This is a genomic window from Zhongshania aliphaticivorans (assembly GCF_902705875.1).
Lineage (GTDB): Bacteria > Pseudomonadota > Gammaproteobacteria > Pseudomonadales > Spongiibacteraceae > Spongiibacter > Spongiibacter aliphaticivorans_A.
In genome coordinates this window covers 2,350,199-2,370,056 of sequence record NZ_CACSIK010000001.1, presented here as the reverse complement: position 1 = coordinate 2,370,056, position 19,858 = coordinate 2,350,199, and the positions used below count along the sequence as shown (strand labels likewise).

General features: G+C 43.7%; 22 protein-coding genes. 4 read left to right on the top strand and 18 right to left on the bottom strand.

What is annotated here, in order from left to right; translation table 11 throughout:
- Positions 1–407: 407 nt before the first annotated feature.
- The 17 genes from AELLOGFF_RS10860 to AELLOGFF_RS10780 form a co-directional block, all read right to left on the bottom strand.
- Positions 408–1,634, bottom strand: a complete 1,227-nt coding sequence (locus AELLOGFF_RS10860) for a beta-ketoacyl-ACP synthase (protein ID WP_159268765.1) — start codon at positions 1,632–1,634, stop codon at positions 408–410.
- The gene (gene fabG / locus AELLOGFF_RS10855; protein WP_159268764.1) at positions 1,634–2,359 is read right to left on the bottom strand and encodes a 3-oxoacyl-ACP reductase FabG; all 726 of its coding nucleotides are present in this window, start codon (positions 2,357–2,359) and stop codon (positions 1,634–1,636) included. The genes AELLOGFF_RS10860 and fabG overlap by 1 nt, the downstream gene beginning before the upstream one ends.
- Complete coding sequence (locus AELLOGFF_RS10850; RefSeq protein WP_159268763.1) at positions 2,356–2,832, bottom strand: hypothetical protein; 477 nt, start codon at positions 2,830–2,832, stop codon at positions 2,356–2,358. The genes fabG and AELLOGFF_RS10850 overlap by 4 nt, the downstream gene beginning before the upstream one ends.
- Positions 2,825–4,006 carry a beta-ketoacyl-ACP synthase gene (locus AELLOGFF_RS10845; protein WP_159268762.1) on the bottom strand — a complete coding sequence of 394 codons (1,182 nt, stop codon included), beginning with the start codon at positions 4,004–4,006 and terminating at the stop codon, positions 2,825–2,827. Before AELLOGFF_RS10845 ends, AELLOGFF_RS10850 begins: the two co-directional genes overlap by 8 nt.
- Positions 4,003–4,548: a DUF3261 domain-containing protein gene (locus tag AELLOGFF_RS10840; RefSeq protein WP_159268761.1), complete on the bottom strand. Its 546-nt coding sequence runs from the start codon at positions 4,546–4,548 to the stop codon at positions 4,003–4,005. Before AELLOGFF_RS10840 ends, AELLOGFF_RS10845 begins: the two co-directional genes overlap by 4 nt.
- Entirely contained in the window at positions 4,536–5,762 is a 1,227-nt protein-coding gene (locus AELLOGFF_RS10835) for an NAD(P)/FAD-dependent oxidoreductase (protein WP_159268760.1), read from the bottom strand. The genes AELLOGFF_RS10840 and AELLOGFF_RS10835 overlap by 13 nt, the downstream gene beginning before the upstream one ends.
- Positions 5,759–8,110, bottom strand: coding sequence for an MMPL family transporter (locus AELLOGFF_RS10830; protein ID WP_159268759.1), 2,352 nt, complete (start codon positions 8,108–8,110; stop codon positions 5,759–5,761). The genes AELLOGFF_RS10835 and AELLOGFF_RS10830 overlap by 4 nt, the downstream gene beginning before the upstream one ends.
- The gene (locus AELLOGFF_RS10825; RefSeq protein ID WP_159268758.1) at positions 8,107–8,670 is read right to left on the bottom strand and encodes an outer membrane lipoprotein carrier protein LolA; all 564 of its coding nucleotides are present in this window, start codon (positions 8,668–8,670) and stop codon (positions 8,107–8,109) included. Before AELLOGFF_RS10825 ends, AELLOGFF_RS10830 begins: the two co-directional genes overlap by 4 nt.
- Positions 8,667–9,107, bottom strand: a complete 441-nt coding sequence (locus tag AELLOGFF_RS10820) for an acyl-CoA thioesterase (protein WP_235035660.1) — start codon at positions 9,105–9,107, stop codon at positions 8,667–8,669. The genes AELLOGFF_RS10825 and AELLOGFF_RS10820 overlap by 4 nt, the downstream gene beginning before the upstream one ends.
- Positions 9,107–10,051 (bottom strand): lipid A biosynthesis acyltransferase, encoded by a 945-nt coding sequence (locus AELLOGFF_RS10815; RefSeq protein ID WP_159268757.1) that lies wholly within the window; start codon positions 10,049–10,051, stop codon positions 9,107–9,109. Before AELLOGFF_RS10815 ends, AELLOGFF_RS10820 begins: the two co-directional genes overlap by 1 nt.
- Complete coding sequence (locus AELLOGFF_RS10810) at positions 10,048–10,815, bottom strand: glycosyltransferase family 2 protein (protein ID WP_159268756.1); 768 nt, start codon at positions 10,813–10,815, stop codon at positions 10,048–10,050. The genes AELLOGFF_RS10815 and AELLOGFF_RS10810 overlap by 4 nt, the downstream gene beginning before the upstream one ends.
- A complete protein-coding gene (locus AELLOGFF_RS10805) occupies positions 10,808–12,505 on the bottom strand; it encodes an AMP-binding protein (protein WP_159268755.1) in 1,698 nt (565 codons plus the stop codon). Before AELLOGFF_RS10805 ends, AELLOGFF_RS10810 begins: the two co-directional genes overlap by 8 nt.
- Complete coding sequence (locus AELLOGFF_RS10800) at positions 12,492–13,052, bottom strand: hypothetical protein (RefSeq protein WP_159268754.1); 561 nt, start codon at positions 13,050–13,052, stop codon at positions 12,492–12,494. Before AELLOGFF_RS10800 ends, AELLOGFF_RS10805 begins: the two co-directional genes overlap by 14 nt.
- The gene (locus AELLOGFF_RS10795; protein ID WP_159268753.1) at positions 13,045–13,296 is read right to left on the bottom strand and encodes an acyl carrier protein; all 252 of its coding nucleotides are present in this window, start codon (positions 13,294–13,296) and stop codon (positions 13,045–13,047) included. Before AELLOGFF_RS10795 ends, AELLOGFF_RS10800 begins: the two co-directional genes overlap by 8 nt.
- Before the next feature lie 5 nt (positions 13,297–13,301).
- Positions 13,302–13,574, bottom strand: coding sequence for a phosphopantetheine-binding protein (locus AELLOGFF_RS10790; RefSeq protein WP_159268752.1), 273 nt, complete (start codon positions 13,572–13,574; stop codon positions 13,302–13,304).
- Positions 13,571–14,239: a lysophospholipid acyltransferase family protein gene (locus AELLOGFF_RS10785; RefSeq protein WP_200842643.1), complete on the bottom strand. Its 669-nt coding sequence runs from the start codon at positions 14,237–14,239 to the stop codon at positions 13,571–13,573. Before AELLOGFF_RS10785 ends, AELLOGFF_RS10790 begins: the two co-directional genes overlap by 4 nt.
- 88 nt (positions 14,240–14,327) lie before the next feature.
- A complete protein-coding gene (locus AELLOGFF_RS10780) occupies positions 14,328–15,041 on the bottom strand; it encodes a beta-ketoacyl synthase chain length factor (RefSeq protein ID WP_159268751.1) in 714 nt (237 codons plus the stop codon).
- Positions 15,042–15,261: 220 nt separating this feature from the next.
- Here AELLOGFF_RS10780 and AELLOGFF_RS10775 point away from each other — a divergent pair, with 220 nt between their 5' ends.
- The 3 genes from AELLOGFF_RS10775 to AELLOGFF_RS10765 all read left to right on the top strand — a co-directional run bounded on the left by AELLOGFF_RS10775 (position 15,262) and on the right by AELLOGFF_RS10765 (position 18,126).
- The gene (locus tag AELLOGFF_RS10775) at positions 15,262–15,699 is read left to right on the top strand and encodes an excinuclease ATPase subunit (protein WP_159268750.1); all 438 of its coding nucleotides are present in this window, start codon (positions 15,262–15,264) and stop codon (positions 15,697–15,699) included.
- Between the two features lie 203 nt (positions 15,700–15,902).
- Entirely contained in the window at positions 15,903–17,489 is a 1,587-nt protein-coding gene (locus tag AELLOGFF_RS10770; RefSeq protein ID WP_159268749.1) for a peptide chain release factor 3, read from the top strand.
- A 163-nt stretch (positions 17,490–17,652) separates the two neighbouring features.
- Positions 17,653–18,126 carry a hypothetical protein gene (locus AELLOGFF_RS10765; protein ID WP_159268748.1) on the top strand — a complete coding sequence of 158 codons (474 nt, stop codon included), beginning with the start codon at positions 17,653–17,655 and terminating at the stop codon, positions 18,124–18,126.
- A gap of 153 nt (positions 18,127–18,279) precedes the next feature.
- Here AELLOGFF_RS10765 and AELLOGFF_RS10760 read toward each other — a convergent pair whose 3' ends face one another.
- Positions 18,280–18,762, bottom strand: coding sequence for a hypothetical protein (locus tag AELLOGFF_RS10760; RefSeq protein ID WP_159268747.1), 483 nt, complete (start codon positions 18,760–18,762; stop codon positions 18,280–18,282).
- Positions 18,763–19,084: 322 nt separating this feature from the next.
- On the opposite strand from AELLOGFF_RS10760, the gene AELLOGFF_RS10755 reads away from it, so the two are divergent.
- On the top strand, positions 19,085–19,825 hold the full coding sequence (locus AELLOGFF_RS10755) for a pseudouridine synthase (protein ID WP_159268746.1): 741 nt from the start codon (positions 19,085–19,087) through the stop codon (positions 19,823–19,825).
- Positions 19,826–19,858 lie beyond the last annotated feature (33 nt).

Sequence of the window (19,858 nt, the reverse complement as noted above, 5' to 3'; positions counted from 1 at the left end):
GTTGCCAGGGTGACAGCGGGCGTGCAGCTTACTGGAAATAGGGCATTTTCGCCAGACTTGAAAGGTGTGAATAGGGCCGCTATGGGTAAGCTGTGGTGCGTGGATAATGCCTGTTTGCGTGGTGAATATCACCTAAAACCAAGCAGTATTGCTGTTGTTTTTTGTTTGATTAGCTTATGGACGAGGCTAGTGAAACGGGTGGTTCGCTAATTATTTTTATTAAAATACTGCTTGGAAAGAGTGGCAGATTGATTGTATGGCGCGGATCTACAACTCATTAATCGTTTCTTCTGCACCCACGCTGATCCATATTGACCTCGCTTTGGCTAGTATCGTATACCAATGCTGAAATGTAATTGTTAAATCCAGTTCTCATCAATGGTTTGAAACGCCAAAGCGAAGTGGTGTTACATCGTTCTTTTAAAAATGAGTGATGTGTTTATACCGCCAAAAGCAAAATTATTGCTCATAATGTAATCTACATTTATGTTTCGTCCATCATTGACTAAATAGTCGAGCTCGCCGCATTCTGGGTCAATGTTATTTAGGTTTGCGGTGCCGTGAAACCAACCCCTGTTCATCATCTCAATTGCAGTCATGGCCTCTAATGAGCCGCAAGCGCCAAGGGTATGGCCTGTAAAACTTTTCAGTGCGCTGATTGGGGTCTTGTTGCCAAATAATTTTGCAGTTGCTTGCGACTCGGCAATATCGCCACGGTCTGTTGCTGTGCCATGGGCGCTTATATAGCCAATTGCAGATGCGGGTAGATTGGCAATTTTCAGTGCTCGCTGCATGGCGATAAACATTGTTTCAGTCTGTGGTTGTGTTACATGACTGCCATCGGAGTTTGTTCCAAAACCGACGATTTCAGCGAGTATATTTGCTCCACGTGCAATGGCATGTTCCCGCTCTTCAAGAATTAAACTGCAAGCACCTTCGCCAATGACTAGGCCGTCGCGGTCCCGGTCAAATGGGCGTGGCGATAAATGAGGTTCATCATTGCGAGTGCTGGTAGCGTAAAGAGTATCAAAAACGGCAGCTTCGGTTGCACAGAGCTCCTCACCACCGCCGGCAACCATGAGTTCTTGGTGACCATATTTGATTGCTTCGTAAGCATAGCCAATGCCTTGGCTAGCAGATGTACACGCGCTTGACGTTGGTATAACACGACCTTTTAATTCAAAAAATACGCCTATATTTACAGCGGCGGTATGGCTCATCATCTTAAGGTAAGAGTTGGCGTTGATACTGGCACTAGCATGGTTTATCAGCATATTGCCAAAGTCAGACACGGCGTCTGGGCTGCCGGTAGATGAACCATAGCTGACCCCCATGCGACCGTCTTGGATGCATGGGTCGTTAAGTAATCCTGCGTGTTCTAATGCGAGCTCAGTTGCGCGAGTACTCATTAGAGCCACACGACCCATACTACGAATTTTCTTACGTGCGTAGTGTGTAGGCCTTGAAAAATCGCTTACTGGTGCGCCAAGCCGGGTATTGAGATCAGGGTATTTATTCCATTCCTCCATCACTTTTATACCGTTTGTGCCTGAGCGTAGGTGGTCCTCTATGGTTGACCAGTCTGAGCCAATTGGGGATATGCCTGCCATACCGGTAACGACAACTCGACGCATTAGCACATACCTCCGTTAACAGAGATTACCTGACGGGTTATGTAAGCAGCCTCTGGTGAAAGTAAGTATTTTACTAACGAGGCTACTTCTGAAGCCTTGCCCGCTCTGCGGGCTGGAATCATATTCATCACTTCTTTACTCAATATGTCGTCTGTCATTTCTGTTTCAATTAGGCCAGGCGCAACACAGTTGACGGTTATTTCACGTTTGGCGAGCTCTAGAGCCAAGGATTTACTGGCGGCAATAATCCCAGCTTTTGAGGCGCTATAGTTTGTTTGGCCGCGATTACCCATTAGCCCTGATACCGATGCAAGCGTAACAATACGGCCTGGTTTGCGACGTCTTACCATAGGCATAATGAGTGGGTGTAAGACGTTATAAAATGCGTCTAAGTTTGTGTGTATAACGGAATCCCAGTCCTCACCGCTTAATGCAGGAAATGCACCATCGCGAATAATACCTGCGTTACAAACCACGCCATAATAAGCGCCATGAGTCTCTATGTCTGTCTCAAGTATTTGCTTGCATTGATCTCGGTCAGTAACATCGAATTGAAGGAGGCGAGCATTTCCACCAATGCTGGCTATGTGCTTTTGAAGCTCCTCCGCTTGGCTTCGTTCTTTGCGGTAATGGATAACAACTGAGTAGCCTGCTTGGGCAATTTCTAGCGCAATGGCGCGTCCGATACCTCGACTTGAACCAGTGACAAGTACGCTATTGTTCACGATAAATTCTCCAGCATAAATTGATCCACGTTGTCAGGCATAAATACATTGAGATTGGATTGCACGCTTATGTTGTGACCAGTGATCTGGCACTGAAATATTTGCAGGCCGGTATTACCATCTGTTACTGCTTCAACAGATACGTCTAATAGACTGCCAAGAGGAAAGTGGCTACACATTGGCTCATAACGTCGAGTGCTTACAAGGAAGCCAATTTTAACTGCACCACCGGAAGTTCGCGCTTTTAGACCTGCGTAGGCGGCTATGGCTTGTCCCATATATTCTATGCCTACCCAGCTTGGTACGCCCTCAGTTTCAGCAAATAAAGCGTCTTCATTAATACGAACTTGAGCGGTGATGCCGTTGGGTCGTTGCGAAATAATAGTATCCAAAAGTGACATGGCACCGTCATGAGGAATAAAAGGGGCAATTTTGATTGGTGCTATAGCGCTGTCAGTATTGTGATCACTCATGGCATTCTCTGGTCATAATTAAAGACAAATTATTGCCGCCAAAGGCAAAGGAGTTGCTCATTACGGCCTTTGCCGGTGCGAGCCCAGGGCATCCTAACCCCGTTAAGCCTGGTATTTTACTATCTTTAATGCCGTCCCATAAATGTGGCGGCAGTTGCTTGTCTTCTCGCTGGACAGTGAGCCAGCAAAAAGCGGCCTCGATTGCACCGGCGGCGGCTAATGTGTGGCCAGTTAAAGGTTTTGTCGAACTGCATGGAACGTCATTGTTGAACACGCGATGAATTGCAGTGCCTTCCATTAAGTCATTTTGTAATGTGGCGGTGCCGTGAAGATTGATGTAATCAATATCTGCGGCCTGTAAATTGGCATTGTGTAGCGCTTTTCTGATTGCGGCTTCGGCGCCTTTGCCCTCTGGATCTGGCGATGAAATATGGTGGGCATCTGATGTTTCGCCATAACCTGCTAGTCGCACCTTGGCATGTTCGCGGCTAACAATAAAGACTGCCGCGCCTTCGCCAAGATTTACACCGTCACGGTTGGCGCTAAATGGGTTGCAATGATTTTGTGTTGTTACTGCCAATGCGTCAAAACCGTTTACTGTCATGCGGCATAGGCTGTCTACACCACCGGCAATAACGGCGTCGCACATCCCAGTTTTAAGCAATCGCGCTGCACTGGCCAAGGCTTTTCCTCCAGATGTACAGGCTGAGGAAACACTCCAGCATGGACCATCTATGCCTAGCCAATGGGCTAAAAAACGACTGGATGCCGCTAGTTCCTGATTGCGATAGTGATAGTCGTCGCTTAAATAGAAGCCATTTTCATTCACCTGCATATCGTCTTCACACTCGGCGATACCCGATGTACTGGTGCCAATAATGATGCCGATACGATGGCTGCCTAGGCGTTTGATTAATGCCTCTATCTCCTGACGCATGGGTAGGACAGCTTGGGCTAAAATTCGATTGTTTCGTGTATTTTCGCCACCGATTGCAACATCAGGGATATCTTTTACTCGCCCTAAGGGAATGGGCTTGCCAGGAGAATAGTCATCGCTGGAGCGGAGTGGGCTAGTAATATTTTGAGAGAATAGCGCGTGGTCTACTTCCTTAATAGTATTACCTAACGCACAGCAAATACCGGCTTGATGTAGATAAATGGGCGTCGAGTTCACAGGACAGTCCTTGAAAGCGTTTTGATTTCTAGTGTTAATGGCTGGCCGTCAATATAAATGTGGCGTTGGCGGTTGTTTGAGTCATTTTGCACATATTTTATAGTTAATTTAACGCTGTCGTTATAACGTAAAGTTCGAGAATTTTCTTTAATAATTACAGTCCATTCTGGAGCAAGTGAGTGCCAATCTGATGCCTGTAATTGGTCAAGATAAATGGCGAGTAGTATGTGTTTGCTCAGACGTGTATCCCAGTCAGGAGGTGCATTTAAGGTGTGTAAGCCAGCTTGGTCCTGCCTAAATGTTGCTAGGTTATGACCTAAAGGATCTAAAATAACAACAGTGAGGTGGTCGTTTAGCAGCTCTAAAGCACTGAGAAGCTCAATTGATTGCTCGCTGCCAGAAATACGGATAGTTTCTAGTGACTGCCAACAACAATTAAGTGTGGTAAACGAAGGCGTATCCAGATGGTATAACGCCCTTTGATCCTGACTTGCGCAGGCTTGTAGCAACGCCAAGCATAATAGGATAACTAGCCTTGACATAGGGATACCACAGTTTGAAGCCGCTTTGGTTGGCTAACAAAGGGATTGCTTTGATCCCAAGCATACCCTGCTAAAATAGAACAAATCATACCGCGTACTTCCGGCTGGCGTCGGTATGAAAAAATGACATCCTGAAATGATCCGTCGTACCACGCGTTTACATAGGCGCGAAAAGTATCGATCCCAGACTGTAGGGGGTGAGCATATTCTTTTTGCCAGTCAACCTCTTGGCCTGATAATTGACGATTTACCAGAGGCGCGGCGAGGCTAGCCGATTTCATGGCGATAGTAACGCCGGATGAAAATACGGGATCCAAGAATTCGGCCGCATTTCCTAGTAACGCAAAGCGTTTTCCCCAAAGTGATTTTACTTTGCACGCATAGCCTCCCAAGACGGAGATGGGGGTGTCAAATTGTGCATTACTGAGTAAATGGCGTAGTTCTGGGCTTTCGTGTACTGCATTTTTTAATAATGCTTCAGCGGTATTATTGTCTAGATCAAAATATTCCTGTGCGGCGACAACACCAAGTGAGCAGCGACCATTACTAAAGGGAATCAACCAGTACCACACATCTTTATGTTCTGGGTGTACAACAATCAATATTTTATTACGGTCATAATTTTCGTCGCTAATATTGTCTTCGATATGCGTAAACAAGGATCGACGAACAGGAAAGTCTGATGGCATTTCTAAGTCTAATAAGCGTGGTAACACACGTCCAAAACCTGAGGCATCTAGTACAAAGTTACTGTGTAGAGTATGGGCCTCCCCATCCTCATCTTTATAGTTTAATACCGGCAGGTCGGCATCATCATAACCGAATCCGTCTATGCGTTTGCCAAATCGAATATCAGCACCGCTAGATATGGCTTGATTGGCTAGTAGGTGATCGAAATCTGCTCGCTGGACTTGGAATGTTGTACCAGGGCCTTCACTAAATTTTTGAGTAAAGTCAAATGCGCCGGGTAAATTGTTACGACTAAATGCAGCACCATTTTTAAATTGAAAGCCGGCATTATTTACTGCCTCAAGCATTCCTGCTTCTTCTAAAAAAACCATGCACTGTGGAAGTAAGCTTTCACCAATAGAAAAACGTGGGAAATGGCTTTGTTCTAGTACTACAACCTGGTGCCCAGCTTTACAAAGTAGCGCGGCAGCGACACTGCCTGCAGGTCCAGCGCCTATAATTGCAACATCACAGTGTTCTTTCATGACAACTTTTCCTTGTTACATAGGGAGGGGGAGTTCTTGGTATTGTGATCAATATTTACGTTGAAAAGGTAAAATATCAAGGGGCAAATTAACCAAGTGCAAATAAGACCTGTAAATACGACGCTACCAAATTGATGCAAAATGGGCACTTCACTCAGTGCGAGTAAGCCAAAGGCAAGTGTCGACGTTATTGTAGAAAGGCTAGCGGCTAACCAAGTTTCAGAGTTTAACCCTAGCTCTAAATAAAATACTGCGGTATCTACTGATAAACCAATAACAAGGAGTAGCGCAAGAATATGAAATAAGCTAATACCAGTACTAGCCCCTAATGCAATACTAGTTGTAATCGAAATGCCAAGTGTGATGAGTGGTGCAAAAGCGTTGGAACGGTAGATGGCTAACATTATTAGTGAAAATGTTATTAAGAATACACCGAGCGCAAGGCTAGTCTCATGGCGAAAAAGTTGTAGACTTCGTGATAAATTTTCGACGTTGTCAATATAGGCTATTTTAGCTGTGGAGCTAACGAACTCATTGAACTCTTGAGTAATGGGTATATTGCGAGGAAGCAATATACGGGTTTCACGTTCTTGGCTCATTAAAAATGCTGGTGCTAATGTCTTTACATCTTGTGGTAGATTTTTTAGTAATAAACTTGGATTGAACGTAATGTTATTTAACTGCCATGCACTACAGTCATTGGCAAGTAATTTACATAATTCATTTAGGGCGCCGTGAGGACCATAGATTTTTTCTTGGATTAAAGAAAAATCTGATTGCTGTTGCGAAATAGAGGGAAGCACTAAGCCAATGACATTGGCGTTGGGTGTGGGTACCCCTAAGTTGTTTAGTGTATGTCCTACAGTAGCACTAAGATTTAATAATTCCTGGCTGTTTTCTGCAGTGATTTTTAAATATCGTTGATTATCTGGGAAATTGAGGAGTGTTTGTACTTTCACTTCAGATTTTAATAGCGCTTGGCTCGATGAATTTAGGTTTCTAATGTCATCACTACCATTCTTATTAATGACAACCGTCATCAATATGATAAAAATAATGAGTAGTACAAGGCTTGTGACACGCTTAGCTTTAGCAAGTTTGAGATAATATGGCGCTATATACTTGGGGAAAATATTAAGTGATCTAGAAAAAGACCTTGAGTCGTGAAAATAGAAGCTTAATACAACTATATTTATAGCGGCTGCGGCAAGCCCTGAGCACATAAAGACAGCTATTTGTTGTAAACCTGACAGCGGGGATATTAGTTGGAAAATATAAGCTAGAATACTTGTTGCCGCACTAAATATTAGCCCCCTTAAAATTCGTTTTCCTGTCAATTTAGCGTCATTCAGTTGCCGGTATTTAATAAGAAAGTGGAAGCAGTAGTCTACAGCTAAGCCAAGAAGTGTTGAGCCAAAGGCAATGGTTATAAGGTGAACTTTCTCAAAAATTAAAAAACATGATGTAAGGCCGATAAGTACGCTAATACCCAGTGTAGTAATAATAGCGAATAATGCGGCTGATGAGCGAAAAACGACAATAACTAATATTATGATTGCGAGTATAGAGCCGGCGCCAACGGTAGATATTTCTTTTTTGGATAGGCTTGCTGCTTCAGCGGCATGAAATATCACCCCAGATTTTAGAATTTTGATATCTGGGTTTTGTAATGTAAATTCTTTAAGGGTGTCTGTAATCGCTTGTTGCTTGCTTGGCGAGAATGGGCTGGTATTGAGCTTGCCAGAGACGATATACCACAGCTGGTTTCCGTCTTTTAATGACGGGATTTCTGATGCACGGAATTGCTCTTGAGAGGGTAGTAATTTATTAAACCAATCACCAGCAAGATTAAATGGGTCAATTTGAATATTATGAGGGTGATAAGGCTGTGCTGGGCTAAATAGTTCGGTGTAGCGTTTTTTGGCAATATTTTGGGGAGATTCGATTGTTAGCCGATGACGCCAATCTGCAGTGAGTAATTGATTAACATAGGGCCTATAGAAATCCTTGAGTCGTTGCAATTCATTACCATTGTGACTGTCAATGTCAACGCTCTGTAGTTTTGTTAGTTTGCTTTGTAACTCAATGCTGGCATTTAAAGCTGTCGTCGGAGAGGTGTTGTTACTGGCAACGAGTATAATAAATTTACGCTCAACCCCTATTGCGGCAATTGTTGGTTGGTTAAAGTCAGCGGAGATTGAGCTGGGTAATAGACCTAGAATATTACTTTCAAATACTTGGTCCTTGCTAATATATTGTATACAAAATACGGCGGCACATAGCAGAATTGCAAACCAGGTTGCGATGAATACGCGTTGCTTAGGCATTAGGCTTGTAGCTGAGCTCATTCAGCAGACCGTTTTATTTTCTGATCTATTAGATATATTTCATTGCGATCGCCATTGGTTTCTTGTACTGAGATAAAATTAACACTGTGCTGACCTGTAATATCGATATAATTGATATGCTGCCGTAATACGTCGCTTTTCGGTGTTAAATGTAGCTGCCAACTTTTTTCAATTTCCCGCTCTTCAATATTAAAGGTGTCCAAGAGGGTGGTAAGGTTTCCAGAAAATATTCCGAGAAATAACTGGGTCAGCAATTCAGTCCCTGAAATTGGATTAGTGTTGCCTTTGTCATCAATCATGCGTAAGCCGTTGTTGTAAGATACCTCTAACGTACTCTCGACTGGCTGATTTACCTTCCATATTAGGCCGTTTTGACGCTGGTAATGAAACTCCCCTGATGATCTGATCGGAATGCTTAAGACAGCGATGTGTCGTGATTGAGTAAACTTACCGCTGATACTGTTAGTGTTCTTTGCGCTGTTGGCAAGTTGATCTAATGCATTGGCGGCATAGCTACTGTAGCTAATAATGCTGAGCATGAGAAATATGGCACATTTCATATTGTCTCATCCACACCTAGCTTACGAAGTAATACCGCGGGAGAGGCAAGTTGTAACTCGCGACTTTCCATGTCGACAGCTACCTGAATAGTGTAGCCCTTTGTTAGACGCTGAGACGATTCGGCATCAAATATTTTATAGTCTATTCGCAGGCGATTTTCCCATTCTGTAATTGTGGCGTTAACTCGAACTTTTTGACTAAAAAGTGCAGGGTTAATATAGCGGATCCTCATATCTACAACGGGCCAAAAGTAGCCAGACTCGCTCATTTGTAAATAGTTATAATTTATTGTTTCTAATAATGCACATCGAGCGACTTCAAAGTATTTGGCATAGTGTCCGTGCCACGCAATTTGCGCAGAATCGACGTCATGGAAGGGGATATCAATAATCACATCTATGCTGTGTTTTGTAGCCATGTTGTTAAAATTGCTCATTATTGATTGTCCATCTGAGTAGTGTCTTGAGCCCAAAATGGGTAAAAATTAAACCATTGCCAAGGTGCTAATTTGCAAAAATACTCTAGTCGATAAACATGCTTTTTCATTAGCGTGTCAAGCGCTAAACTGCGTTGTTTTCGATTAGTTATTTCGCCTTCAAACAAAGGTTCAAAATAGATGTGGTAGCGCCCTTTTAGTTTGATGCAATGTAGAGCCAATATTGGGCATTGCAAAGTCAATGCCATTGAAAAAGGCCCTGTAGGGAAAGCGGCGGGTTGACCCAAAAAATCAATTATTTTCACTGCTTTGGGATTGTTGATAGGGGTTCGATCACTTGCTACCGCTATAAATTCACCTTGGGTTATCTTTTCGCTTAGACGAATTGCGGTACCGATATTTAAATCGCCTACTTGCATCAGTTCTACTTGTGAATCACCGCTGTAGCGACTGAGTACTTCGTTAAATTTTGCCGTGTGTCGACTATGGTGAAGAACGGTAAGTTTCATACCGTTGTGCCCTTCCGAGAGGGCATGACATATTTCGAAATTACCTAGGTGAGAGGTGAATATCACTCCCCCTTGGCCTTGATTAATCATGTCTGAAATATAATTATCACCATGAATGGTGACATCTTCTCGTCGGATATTACCCATCCATACGCTAAATTTGTCTAGTAGGCTTAGCCCGAAACTCCAAAAATGATAGAAACTGTGATGAAGTTTAGGTTTGGGGAATGTATTGTCTACGCGATGCATTTTTTCCAAATATTGGATTGATGCATGACGGGCATCACGACGCAATACAAAATAAAAGAACATAACCGGAAATAAAATAATGATGAATAACCAGCGTCCACCAAATTTATAGCATGTTAGTAAAAATGAAATCCCATTTTTTGAACCGTGCTCTTTGATTGAGAACCAGTTTTTCGTGTTCCTCATGAATTCGCACCGCTGAATTTACGAGTTAGGAGTCTGGGTAGGCGCCATAACATGCCTAAGAACAATTTGGCATGCATTTTTGAAATTAGAATATTGTCTTTTATTAGTCGGAAATGTGAAATGCCATCTTGCGGATAGCGAACATTAGTTTCATGTTGAGTGATAGGGAGGGCTGACCAGTACCATTTAACAACAAATTCAGAGTCAAATTCCATTCGATCTCCAATAGTAGATGTGCTTAGCAGCGCCGTACTTTCGCTTACTGGATACACTCTAAAACCACACATGGTGTCTATAATACTTGTTGATAATGTGTTTATCCAAATCCAAATATGGGTTAGATATCGAGCGTAATAACGATGGCTTGGTACGCTCTCATCGTAAGACGGGTAGCCTAAAACTAAGGCTTGAGGTGCTTCCTTCGCTACATTGAGAAAGCGCTCAACATCATCAAGGTTGTGCTGCCCGTCGGCATCTATTTGTATAACGTGACTATATTGATGGTGTTTAGCTGCAATGATGCCACTTTTAATTGCTGCACCCTTGCCGCGGTTGTTGGGGTGCGTAACGAGTTTAATCGTTGAGTTGTTGGCAATAATGTTTTGCATTACATCTTTACATGCTTGATTACTACCATCATCAATCAGGATTATCGGCAGTCCTTTATCTAGTAAATTTTTACAGGTGTCGGCCAGTACTAGTGAATGATTGTAAACAGGTATTAACCCACAGGGCTTAAATACGTTGTGGGGAGTACTAATCATGGTGAGTAAACCCAATTCGGCCACTAGCGAGTGATTGTTCTAGGCTGTTTCTATAACTAAATAATAGTCGGCGTTTGTCTGTGTCCCACTTTAGTTCAAGATAGATTGTGTCACCAGGATGGATGATTTTTTGAAACTTGATAACTTCCAAACGTTGAAATTGACCTAGCTCAGAAAATTGTTGTTTGGCAAAATGCATCACCCAGCTGATTTGCACAACGCCGGGAAGTATTGGATTACCTGGAAAGTGACCGTTAAAGTAAAAGAGCTGGTGAGGCACAAAGAGTGTTAGCTTGGCGCAACTGTCAGTAATGCCAGAATCGTGTGCAATGAGCTCCGGTAAACGTGGTTGCCGCTCGCTGAAAAAGAGATTCTCTAACACCTCGGTTTGAATTTTACCCTGGCTATTCATGGGCATTGTAGATAAATACCGCCAGTATCGTGGTTTGGCAATTGACTCCACATGGCCGTCTATGTGTTGGAGTAATACGTCGTTTACACTCTTTCGGCCTTTGTCAGTTAAGTGGTAATTCCCCTCTGAATTTAAGCATATCACCGCCGCAATTCGAGATTTTCGGTCGTTTAGTAATATGGTGCGCGCTTCGCAGATCCATGGGTGTGCTAGTAATCTGTCATTGATGCTATTTAGTGATATTCGTTTTGCTCCAACTTTAACAATTTGATCGTCTCTGCCCTTTAAGTAAAAGCGTTGCTCGTCTAATTGTTCTCCAATATCGGATAGGGATAGCCAATCACCGTCACTACAGCCTGCTGCAGGAGAGGATATTTCTATATGCTGGTGATCATTAATCTGTAATTTAGTGTTAGGTAATAGCTGCCATGCTTTATTGACAGTTTGCTGACGTTGAGCGATAGCCCCAGTTTCAGTGCTACCATAAATTTCGATAACTGCTTTTCCGAAATGGTGTTGGCTTCGCTCTGCTGCAGCAGAGGGCAGCGGCGCGCCAGCACTAAAAACAGCCGCACAACGAGAGGGGGTTGATGTGTCCAAATTCACGGGAAGATTTGCCAGTTGAACTGGGCTGCTTATCAATGTGAAGGAGTCACCAGGTAAATTATCCAGGGATTCTAAGTAGGGCAGACGTGTGTCAATAAAGGGGTTGCCACGAAGAAACGGCCAAAGTAGCCCAAATGGAAGCCCGTACATGTGGTGCCTAGAAACGGAGCTAGCAAAGAGACTGGACAGGGGCGTTTCTTTCCAGCAGCTTTCCAGTGTTTCTATTTCGGCGTTAAGCTGACTGAATGTTTTGGGGCATGGTTGAGCTTGGCCGGTAGAGCCAGAAGTGTAGATAATTAAGGCTAAGTCTGGATTTAATGGATAGTTTTGCTTTGCAGCCAGAACAAAGTTTTCTGTGTCATCGAGAGAGGGTATCGCTTTGGGGCATATAATTGTATGTAGATGGTTTTGACGTGTGCTTGACGGGAACACGGCAACTTTCTTGAGTTGCCATATTGCCACTAGCACTGCGAGTAGCTCTGTACCACTATTTTGATGGACGGCAATAGCAGATTCAGGAATCGTATTAAGGTGCTCTTTCCAATGCTCTATTCGCTTGTCTATTTCAAGCCACAAAACCGGATCGACTCCGCGATAAGCAATAATTTTATTATTGCTGTAAATGGGGGCTGAGGTTTCGCAAAGACTTCTAAGCGCTTTAAGTACTGACATTGTTTGTTTTTACTCGTTGGCGTACCAGCCATTCGGCGGCCATTAGCAGAGCCATTAAAATATAGGAAATCATGCCATTGTATAGAGCCCAAAATTCTCTACTTTGAGTCAGAGAATAAAGGGAAAGCAAGCCATTAACGAGGAAAAATACACACCAAACTAATGTTACTTTGCGGGTATAGCGTACGCCACTTTCAGGTAAGTCGGGATCGGTTTTTCTGGCTATAGATTCGATAATGCTGGGCGGATTGATGTAGCTCCAGGCAAAGAGAGCAAGAAATACAGCATTCACGAGTATTGGGTAAGCGAGCAAGCCTACCTCCGAGGCATCGATGAAAGTAATGAAAATCGCTAACAGCGCTGCGCCGGACCAAAGCAAAAGCATTCGCCGTGGGAACTGGCCACCCAGGAAGCGAGCGCCAGCGGTAACGACTAATAGTGTGGTCAGCCATCTCGGGTCAAAGAAGGCTAGACCAACATAAACCATTACAGGGTAAAGAAGAAATAGCAGACCGAGGGCAATGCGAATGCCTAGGCTTTTAGTCATTTTTTAGCAATTCTTCTACTGCATTGACGATATCACCGATTGTCCTAACTGATTTGAAATCATCGGGTGCAATTTTTTTCCCGGTGAAATTTTTTAACTCAACGATCAGGTCGACTGCGTCTATGCTGTCAATATCGAGCTCATCGTAAAGCTCTGCGTCTTCAGTTAATTTCTCTGGGGGAATTTCAAAAAGGTTGCTCATTACGTCAACGATATGTTGGTAAATATCTGCTCTAGAATGCATGGTGCTTACCCTTCAACTGTTCGATTGTTCTCAACTAACTTGGCAAGTTGACTAACGCTTGAAAAATAGGTTTTTACATCGTCGGCATCTGGGTTTAATTTGATACCGTATTTTTTTTGCAGGGCAACGCCTATTTCAAGGGCATCGATAGAATCGAGACCTAGGCCCTCATTGAAAAGCGGTTCGGTGTCAGAGATGTCGTCAACTGATATATCTTCCAAGTCTAGGGCCTCGATCAACAGGGCTTTCAGTTCTTGAATTAATTGCGGGGTACTCATACTTTGGCTTCCTGTGAGAAATACTGTTCTAAGTGTTTTGTGAGGTGGCGGGCGGCAAGTGTAGCAGGTGTATCTAGGTATTCACTGATATTGATGTCGTCTTTTACCGTGATTGATACCGTGAAAGTTCGCTCTGGGATGTGATACCACTTGTGCTGTTTGCTTAATGTTGCAGGGTTACACTGTATTATGACTGGTGTAATGTTTGTTTTCTTGCGTATCGCAATGTTGGCAGCGCCTCTTTGCATTTTTAGTGGTTGCCCCGCGGTGCTGCGAGTTCCTTCTGGGAAGACGACTAAAAGTCCTCCAAAATCGCTTTCAGAATCTAATAAGCCAGTGCTGTCGTTGTTTGGTATATAGCCTGTTAGGGATATGAATCCGCGCATGGCGGGGTTTCTGAGCAAGCGTTCTTTGACCACGCAGTTAGCATTTGGGATTAAAGCTACAAGAAATACCACGTCAATGAGTGTTGGATGATTAGCCAAGACAAGCCCATTTTGACGCTTTAGTTTCTCTTCACCCTTGATGTCCCAACGTAAGACACCAAGCCCTCGCATGATATAAACGAAACTTTTGAATGAAAAGTGGACAAGTTTACGTGCGGCATTTTGTCTTTTGTCACGGGCAATTAGATACAGCACGGGCGTGGCGATAGCTGGAATCACCACGCCACCTATGCCAAAAAGCAAAAAAGAGATTGCGGTTGCGATTAGGCGCCAATAGTAATTGAGTCTAGATAACAGGGTCATAATATTAGTGTTTGGAGATCATCCATTGATTATTATTATGACTCAAATTCATGCTTCTATCGGTGAGAGAGCTTAGAAAGTTACCAAAACGCAGTGCGGGGTAGTTAGAAGAAGTGTCGAGATTGTCGGGCATACGTTTTGACGTTCTAGAAATTGTAGTAAGACTCAAGGTGCTGCCCTTAGTAACAACAAAGCAACATGCGTATGGTTGCTCCACAATCTCATCACTATCTCTATATATTTCGGGGAGGCTTGTATCACACAGAATACACAGGACTTTATCGTGTCCCTCGGAAAGTAAGCCGCAAGCTTCTAACAACACTGGAATAAGCCCTTCATTTGCTGCAATCGTAGAGATATTCCCTGTCAACTTTTGATGAATGGAGACCACGCCGCAGATGGCATTGTGCACAGCTAAGCTAAAACTCATGGGGGAGACGGCCTGCCCAACTGTTAGCTCCTGTAACACTGATAATGTGCGCTCTATATCGCCGTGACGGCTAGAGTAAACTAAAGGAGTGTCTTCACCTTGGCTGCAGTGACGCATAATGATACTGGCGCAGGCCCTTCCCAATAGATTTAATCGGCGTCGAAGCATCGGGGGGATGAGGTGTACGTCGGGACTGTCAGAAAGAGTCAGTTGAGTGCTGTCTTCTAATCCTTGAATCGGTACATTGGTCCAGCCTGACCATTCAGAAATTGCAAACGATATAGACATTCCTCGTCCATAAGTGCTAGGGCGATGTACTGCCGCGTGTACACGACAAGTGCTTTGTGATTTAGTTCTGGATTCTACCAGATATCGCTTCTTTAACAAGCAACGGTAGTGTCGTTGTAAGTGTGTAGGGTGGTTAGACATCCGGCAAGCAGTTGACTAAGATATGATGGATTTCAACGCCTTGTCTTTTCGAGGCCTTTAACTTTAAGGATCTATTAGCATGAAACGGATAATTCTTTTAGCTTTGATTATGTGTGCATCTGTGGTAAATGTCGCCTACGCTGCCGATAAAAAGCACGTATTGTCTATTGCGGAAGCGATGCAGACGGAAGATTTTAAGGCTAGTTTGAATGCGGGAGTTAAGTTTTATTTTGGTGGACAATCTTTCCCAACGCCTGTATCTCAAATGGGGGAGCGGGTTACCAATAAGAAAACGAATGCTTTTAATAAAAGTGACCGCCAAGCGTGTGAATGGGTATTGTTGTCAGCATTAATTGCACTTCAAGACAGTGCTGTAGCTGCAGGTGGCAATGCGGTTGTCAATATTGAAAGCTATTATAAGCGTAATGTGTTTTCTAGCGAAGTTGAATACGAGTGTCATACGGGGACATTTATCGCCGGTGTTGCATTAAAAGGTGATGTTGTTCGTTTGCCATAAGTAAACTGGTTTTGACAGATATACGCATGCGCTAGTCCACGCGTGCGTATATCTGATGCTTTAGATTGTTGGGCTTGCTGTTCCTTCCTGGTATGCAAATTATGCTGCCTGCAGTGAAAAAATTGTGTAAATAACGTAGAATTCTCCCCCCTTCGCGATAGCGTTTTTATCGTGCTCATTTTTCAGCCAGAAGACCTATATTGATGTCGAATTCGCCCTTTCAGCAGGAAATTGCTAAGCGCAGAACGTTTGCGATTATTTCTCACCCAGATGCTGGTAAAACCACGATTACCGAGAAGCTGATTTTGTTAGGTCAGTTGATACAGGTAGCAGGAACGGTCAAGGGCAAAAAAAATGATCGTGCGGCGACCTCGGACTGGATGAGTTTGGAAAAAGAGCGAGGAATTTCTGTTACTTCGTCCGTGATGCAGTTTCCGTATAAAGACCGAGTGGTGAATTTACTTGATACCCCAGGTCACGAAGATTTTTCTGAAGATACCTATCGAACGTTAACTGCAGTCGATTCTGCCTTGATGATTATTGATGGCGCCAAAGGTGTGGAAGACCGAACCATCAAATTAATGAATGTCTGTCGTTTACGTGATACTCCGATTCTGAGCTTTGTGAATAAGATGGATAGGGATATTCGAGACCCCATTGAATTATTGGATGAGGTTGAAAGTGTACTGGGTATTGCGGCGGCCCCTATAAATTGGCCTATTGGCATGGGGCGCGATTTTAAGGGGGTTTACAACCTTTACACAGATGTCATTCATGTGTTCCAAGCCGGCAAGGGCTCTGTTGTTGCAGAGGATATCCAGATTAAAGGCCTAGAGAGCGATGAAGCCAAGGCGCTGCTGGATGATGAGTATAATAATTACTTAGAAGAAATTGAATTGGTGCGCGGAGCGAGCCATGAATTTGACCTGAGTGCTTATTTGAGCGGACAACTGACGCCAGTGTATTTCGGTACTGCGCTGTCTAACTTTGGTGTTCGTGAAATGTTAGATGGTTTTGTGGATTGGGCACCGGCACCACTAAATCGGGCAACGGATCAGCGTGAGGTTGATGCTAAAGAGGATGCGTTTGCTGGCTTTATCTTTAAAATTCAAGCAAATATGGATCCTAAGCACAGGGATCGAATTGCTTTTATGAGGGTTTGCTCGGGCACTTATCGCAAAGGCATGAAGATGCGCCATGTACGAATTGGTAAAGATATAAAGATAGCTGATGCGGTGAGCTTTTTGGCTGGAGATCGAGAGTTATTGGAAGAGGCGGTGTCGGGCGACATTATCGGTCTTCATAATCACGGCACGATACAAATTGGCGATACTTTTACCGACGGCGAGGAGTTGAAGTTCACGGGTATTCCCCATTTTGCGCCAGAGCTATTCCGGCGAATACGGTTGCGTGATCCTTTAAAGTCTAAGCAGTTGCAAAAAGGTCTGCAGCAGTTGTCAGAAGAAGGGTCTACACAGGTATTTATGCCGCAGCGCAATACTGATCTTATTGTGGGGGCGGTGGGTACGCTGCAGTTTGATGTGGTAGCGTATCGCCTAAAGGATGAGTATAAGGTTGAGGCGCTTTATGAACCCATCAATGTTTATACAGCGCGCTGGGTAGATTGTGATGACCCTAAAAAATTCGAAGAATTTAAACGTAAATGCGCAGATAATCTTGCCATTGATGGTGGTGGTCATTTGACATACTTGGCGCCGACGCGGGTTAATTTGTCGCTGACGGAAGAGCGCCACCCTGAAGTACGGTTCAGGGCCACGCGTGAACACTAATAAAATTGCTGCTAGGAAAGCTGACTGTAAGCTGAATATCAGCGATTAGGGGTAAAATAATTCCGGTTAAAATTACGTGATTCTATGCTTGTTATAGGGGGATGCTTCCTTACAATGAGTAGCAGTTAAACGTTAAGACTAATGAAGCGAGGGATGTATCACCATGAACATGAAAGAAATAATTATTGCAGCAACTTTAGTGGGTTTAAGTGGCAGTGTTATGGCTGCTGAAGGCAGTTTTTTGAGTCGTATAGGCTTGGGTGGCGGTGACTCAAAAGCTGAAGCCGAAGCTAATGTAAGTGTTGATACTAATCTCGACGAGAAAGCGGCTAAAGCAAAAGCGAGCGCGGAAGCTGGTCATGACAAAATGAAGGCAAGTGCCGAAGAGAAAAAAACTGAAGCCAAAGCCAAGCGCGAAGAAATGAAAGCGAAGGCAGAAGCCGAAAAGGCAGAGCGTAAGGCAGCCAAAAAAGAACGCGAAGCTCAAGCAGAGATCGATGCCGAGGCAAGCGCTGAAGAGCGTGCAGCTGCAAAAGCAGAGGTTAAAGCTAAAATGGAAGAGAAAAAATCAGCATTACGTAGTTTGACTAACATTAAAATCGACGCAAATGTTGAGGCGGGTGCTGAAGCTCAATAATGTGAGTTTCAACTGCTGATAAAAGGGCCCTAAGGGTCCTTTTTTTTGTCTGTAGATAATTGAAAGATCAGCGAGCGGGTAGTGGTGTGGGTCGTTTTGTATGAAATATCCAAATTGTAAGCCTCCGCACAAGACTGCGGAGGCAGGTTTATATTAGTCAGAGGTTTTCGCAAGACAGACTTCTAGCGGAAATACAGGGTAGCCGTCTATGGATGCGCTGCGATCGGCGTAAATGGTCTTTTCGCCGAGTAATGTATCAATTTTGAGGGTGGTCACGCAGGAGCCTTCTCCGCTGCCTGATAGTGAGTAACCGAGGTCGCAGTCAGAAAATGATGGTGCTTCGGGTGTCATTTCTATACCGCCGGTGACGTCACAGCTCGTTGCTGCGCACACTGTAATCTTGCCCGTGCTGGGAAGATCGAGTCCGATTGGTCCTGTAAGTGGTGTGGCAATGCCCGCAAAGAAGGTATCTGAAGCAGGTAATTCAACGCATTTTTCTATTGTGACGGATCGGTCAACTGATGGATTGCTTAGTACGTCTGAGAGGGTGCTTAACAGTCCTGCGCTGGTTATTCCTGACATTAGTGTGATGCCTGTAATAACGACAGTTTTGAATATAGGAAGTGTCTTACTCATTTCTATTCTCCATAGTTTGTATTTAGTGTGCCAGTCCTTGAGTGTTTTAGTTGGCACCGGTAATTTGTACCTCAAAATTGCACCAAGAATCTATAAAAAAGTGACTTAGTATTTTATATATGTATATTANTAATTAAAAAATACATATAAAACAGTAGTTTATATATTTAAAACTATTAGTTAGTGTGTCGTAACTATTTATGATTGTGTAATTGATATTTGCCGATTACATTTCGACATTATAATGTTCTTTGTTTAGATGGCTTGAGCTAGCTTGATGCTTGCCCGACAATGGGCGTCTGACTGAAGAGTATTGGTGACTGTGAGTAAAGTAGTAAAAAAACCGCTACGTTTAGATCGTTATTTATCTAGTGTGACGGATTATTCCCGAAGTGATGCTAAAAAGCTGATTAAATCCGGCGATATAGCTGTGGGTGGCGTCGTTGTGACAGATGTTCGGTATATGGTGTCTTCAGATGTCCTAGTTAGCTTGAATGGGGCGGCATTGCGTCATGTGGGACCGCGATATTTGATGCTAAACAAGCCTATTGGCTATATTTGCGCTGCTCGTGATCGTCGACACTCAACCGTCTTGGATTTGCTGGATGAAGATAATCCTGAGCGCTTACATGTTGCCGGGCGATTAGATATAGATACAACAGGACTGGTGTTGTTAACAGACGACGGTAGTTGGTCGCACGCGATTACGTCTCCCCATCGTAAATGCTGGAAATCCTATTATATCGAAACTGCGGATGTTATCGATGATCGGACCATAGCGCATTTTGCTCGTGGTGTATTTTTGAAAGATGATAAAGTACGCACGCTTCCTGGTGAGTTGACTATTCTGGCGGACTGCAGCGCTAGGCTAAAAATTTGTGAGGGGCGCTATCATCAAGTAAAGCGGATGTTTGGTGCTGAAGGGAATGCGGTCGTTCGCTTACATAGAGAAGCCATTGGTGAAATACAATTAGATCCGCACCTAGCTGAAGGTGAGTATAGGTATTTAACCGAGACCGAAGTGGCGAGTGTTTATAATGTGAAAAATGTGGGCAGCGAATAATGTATTGTTTACTCGGCGGTGACGTCGATTTGG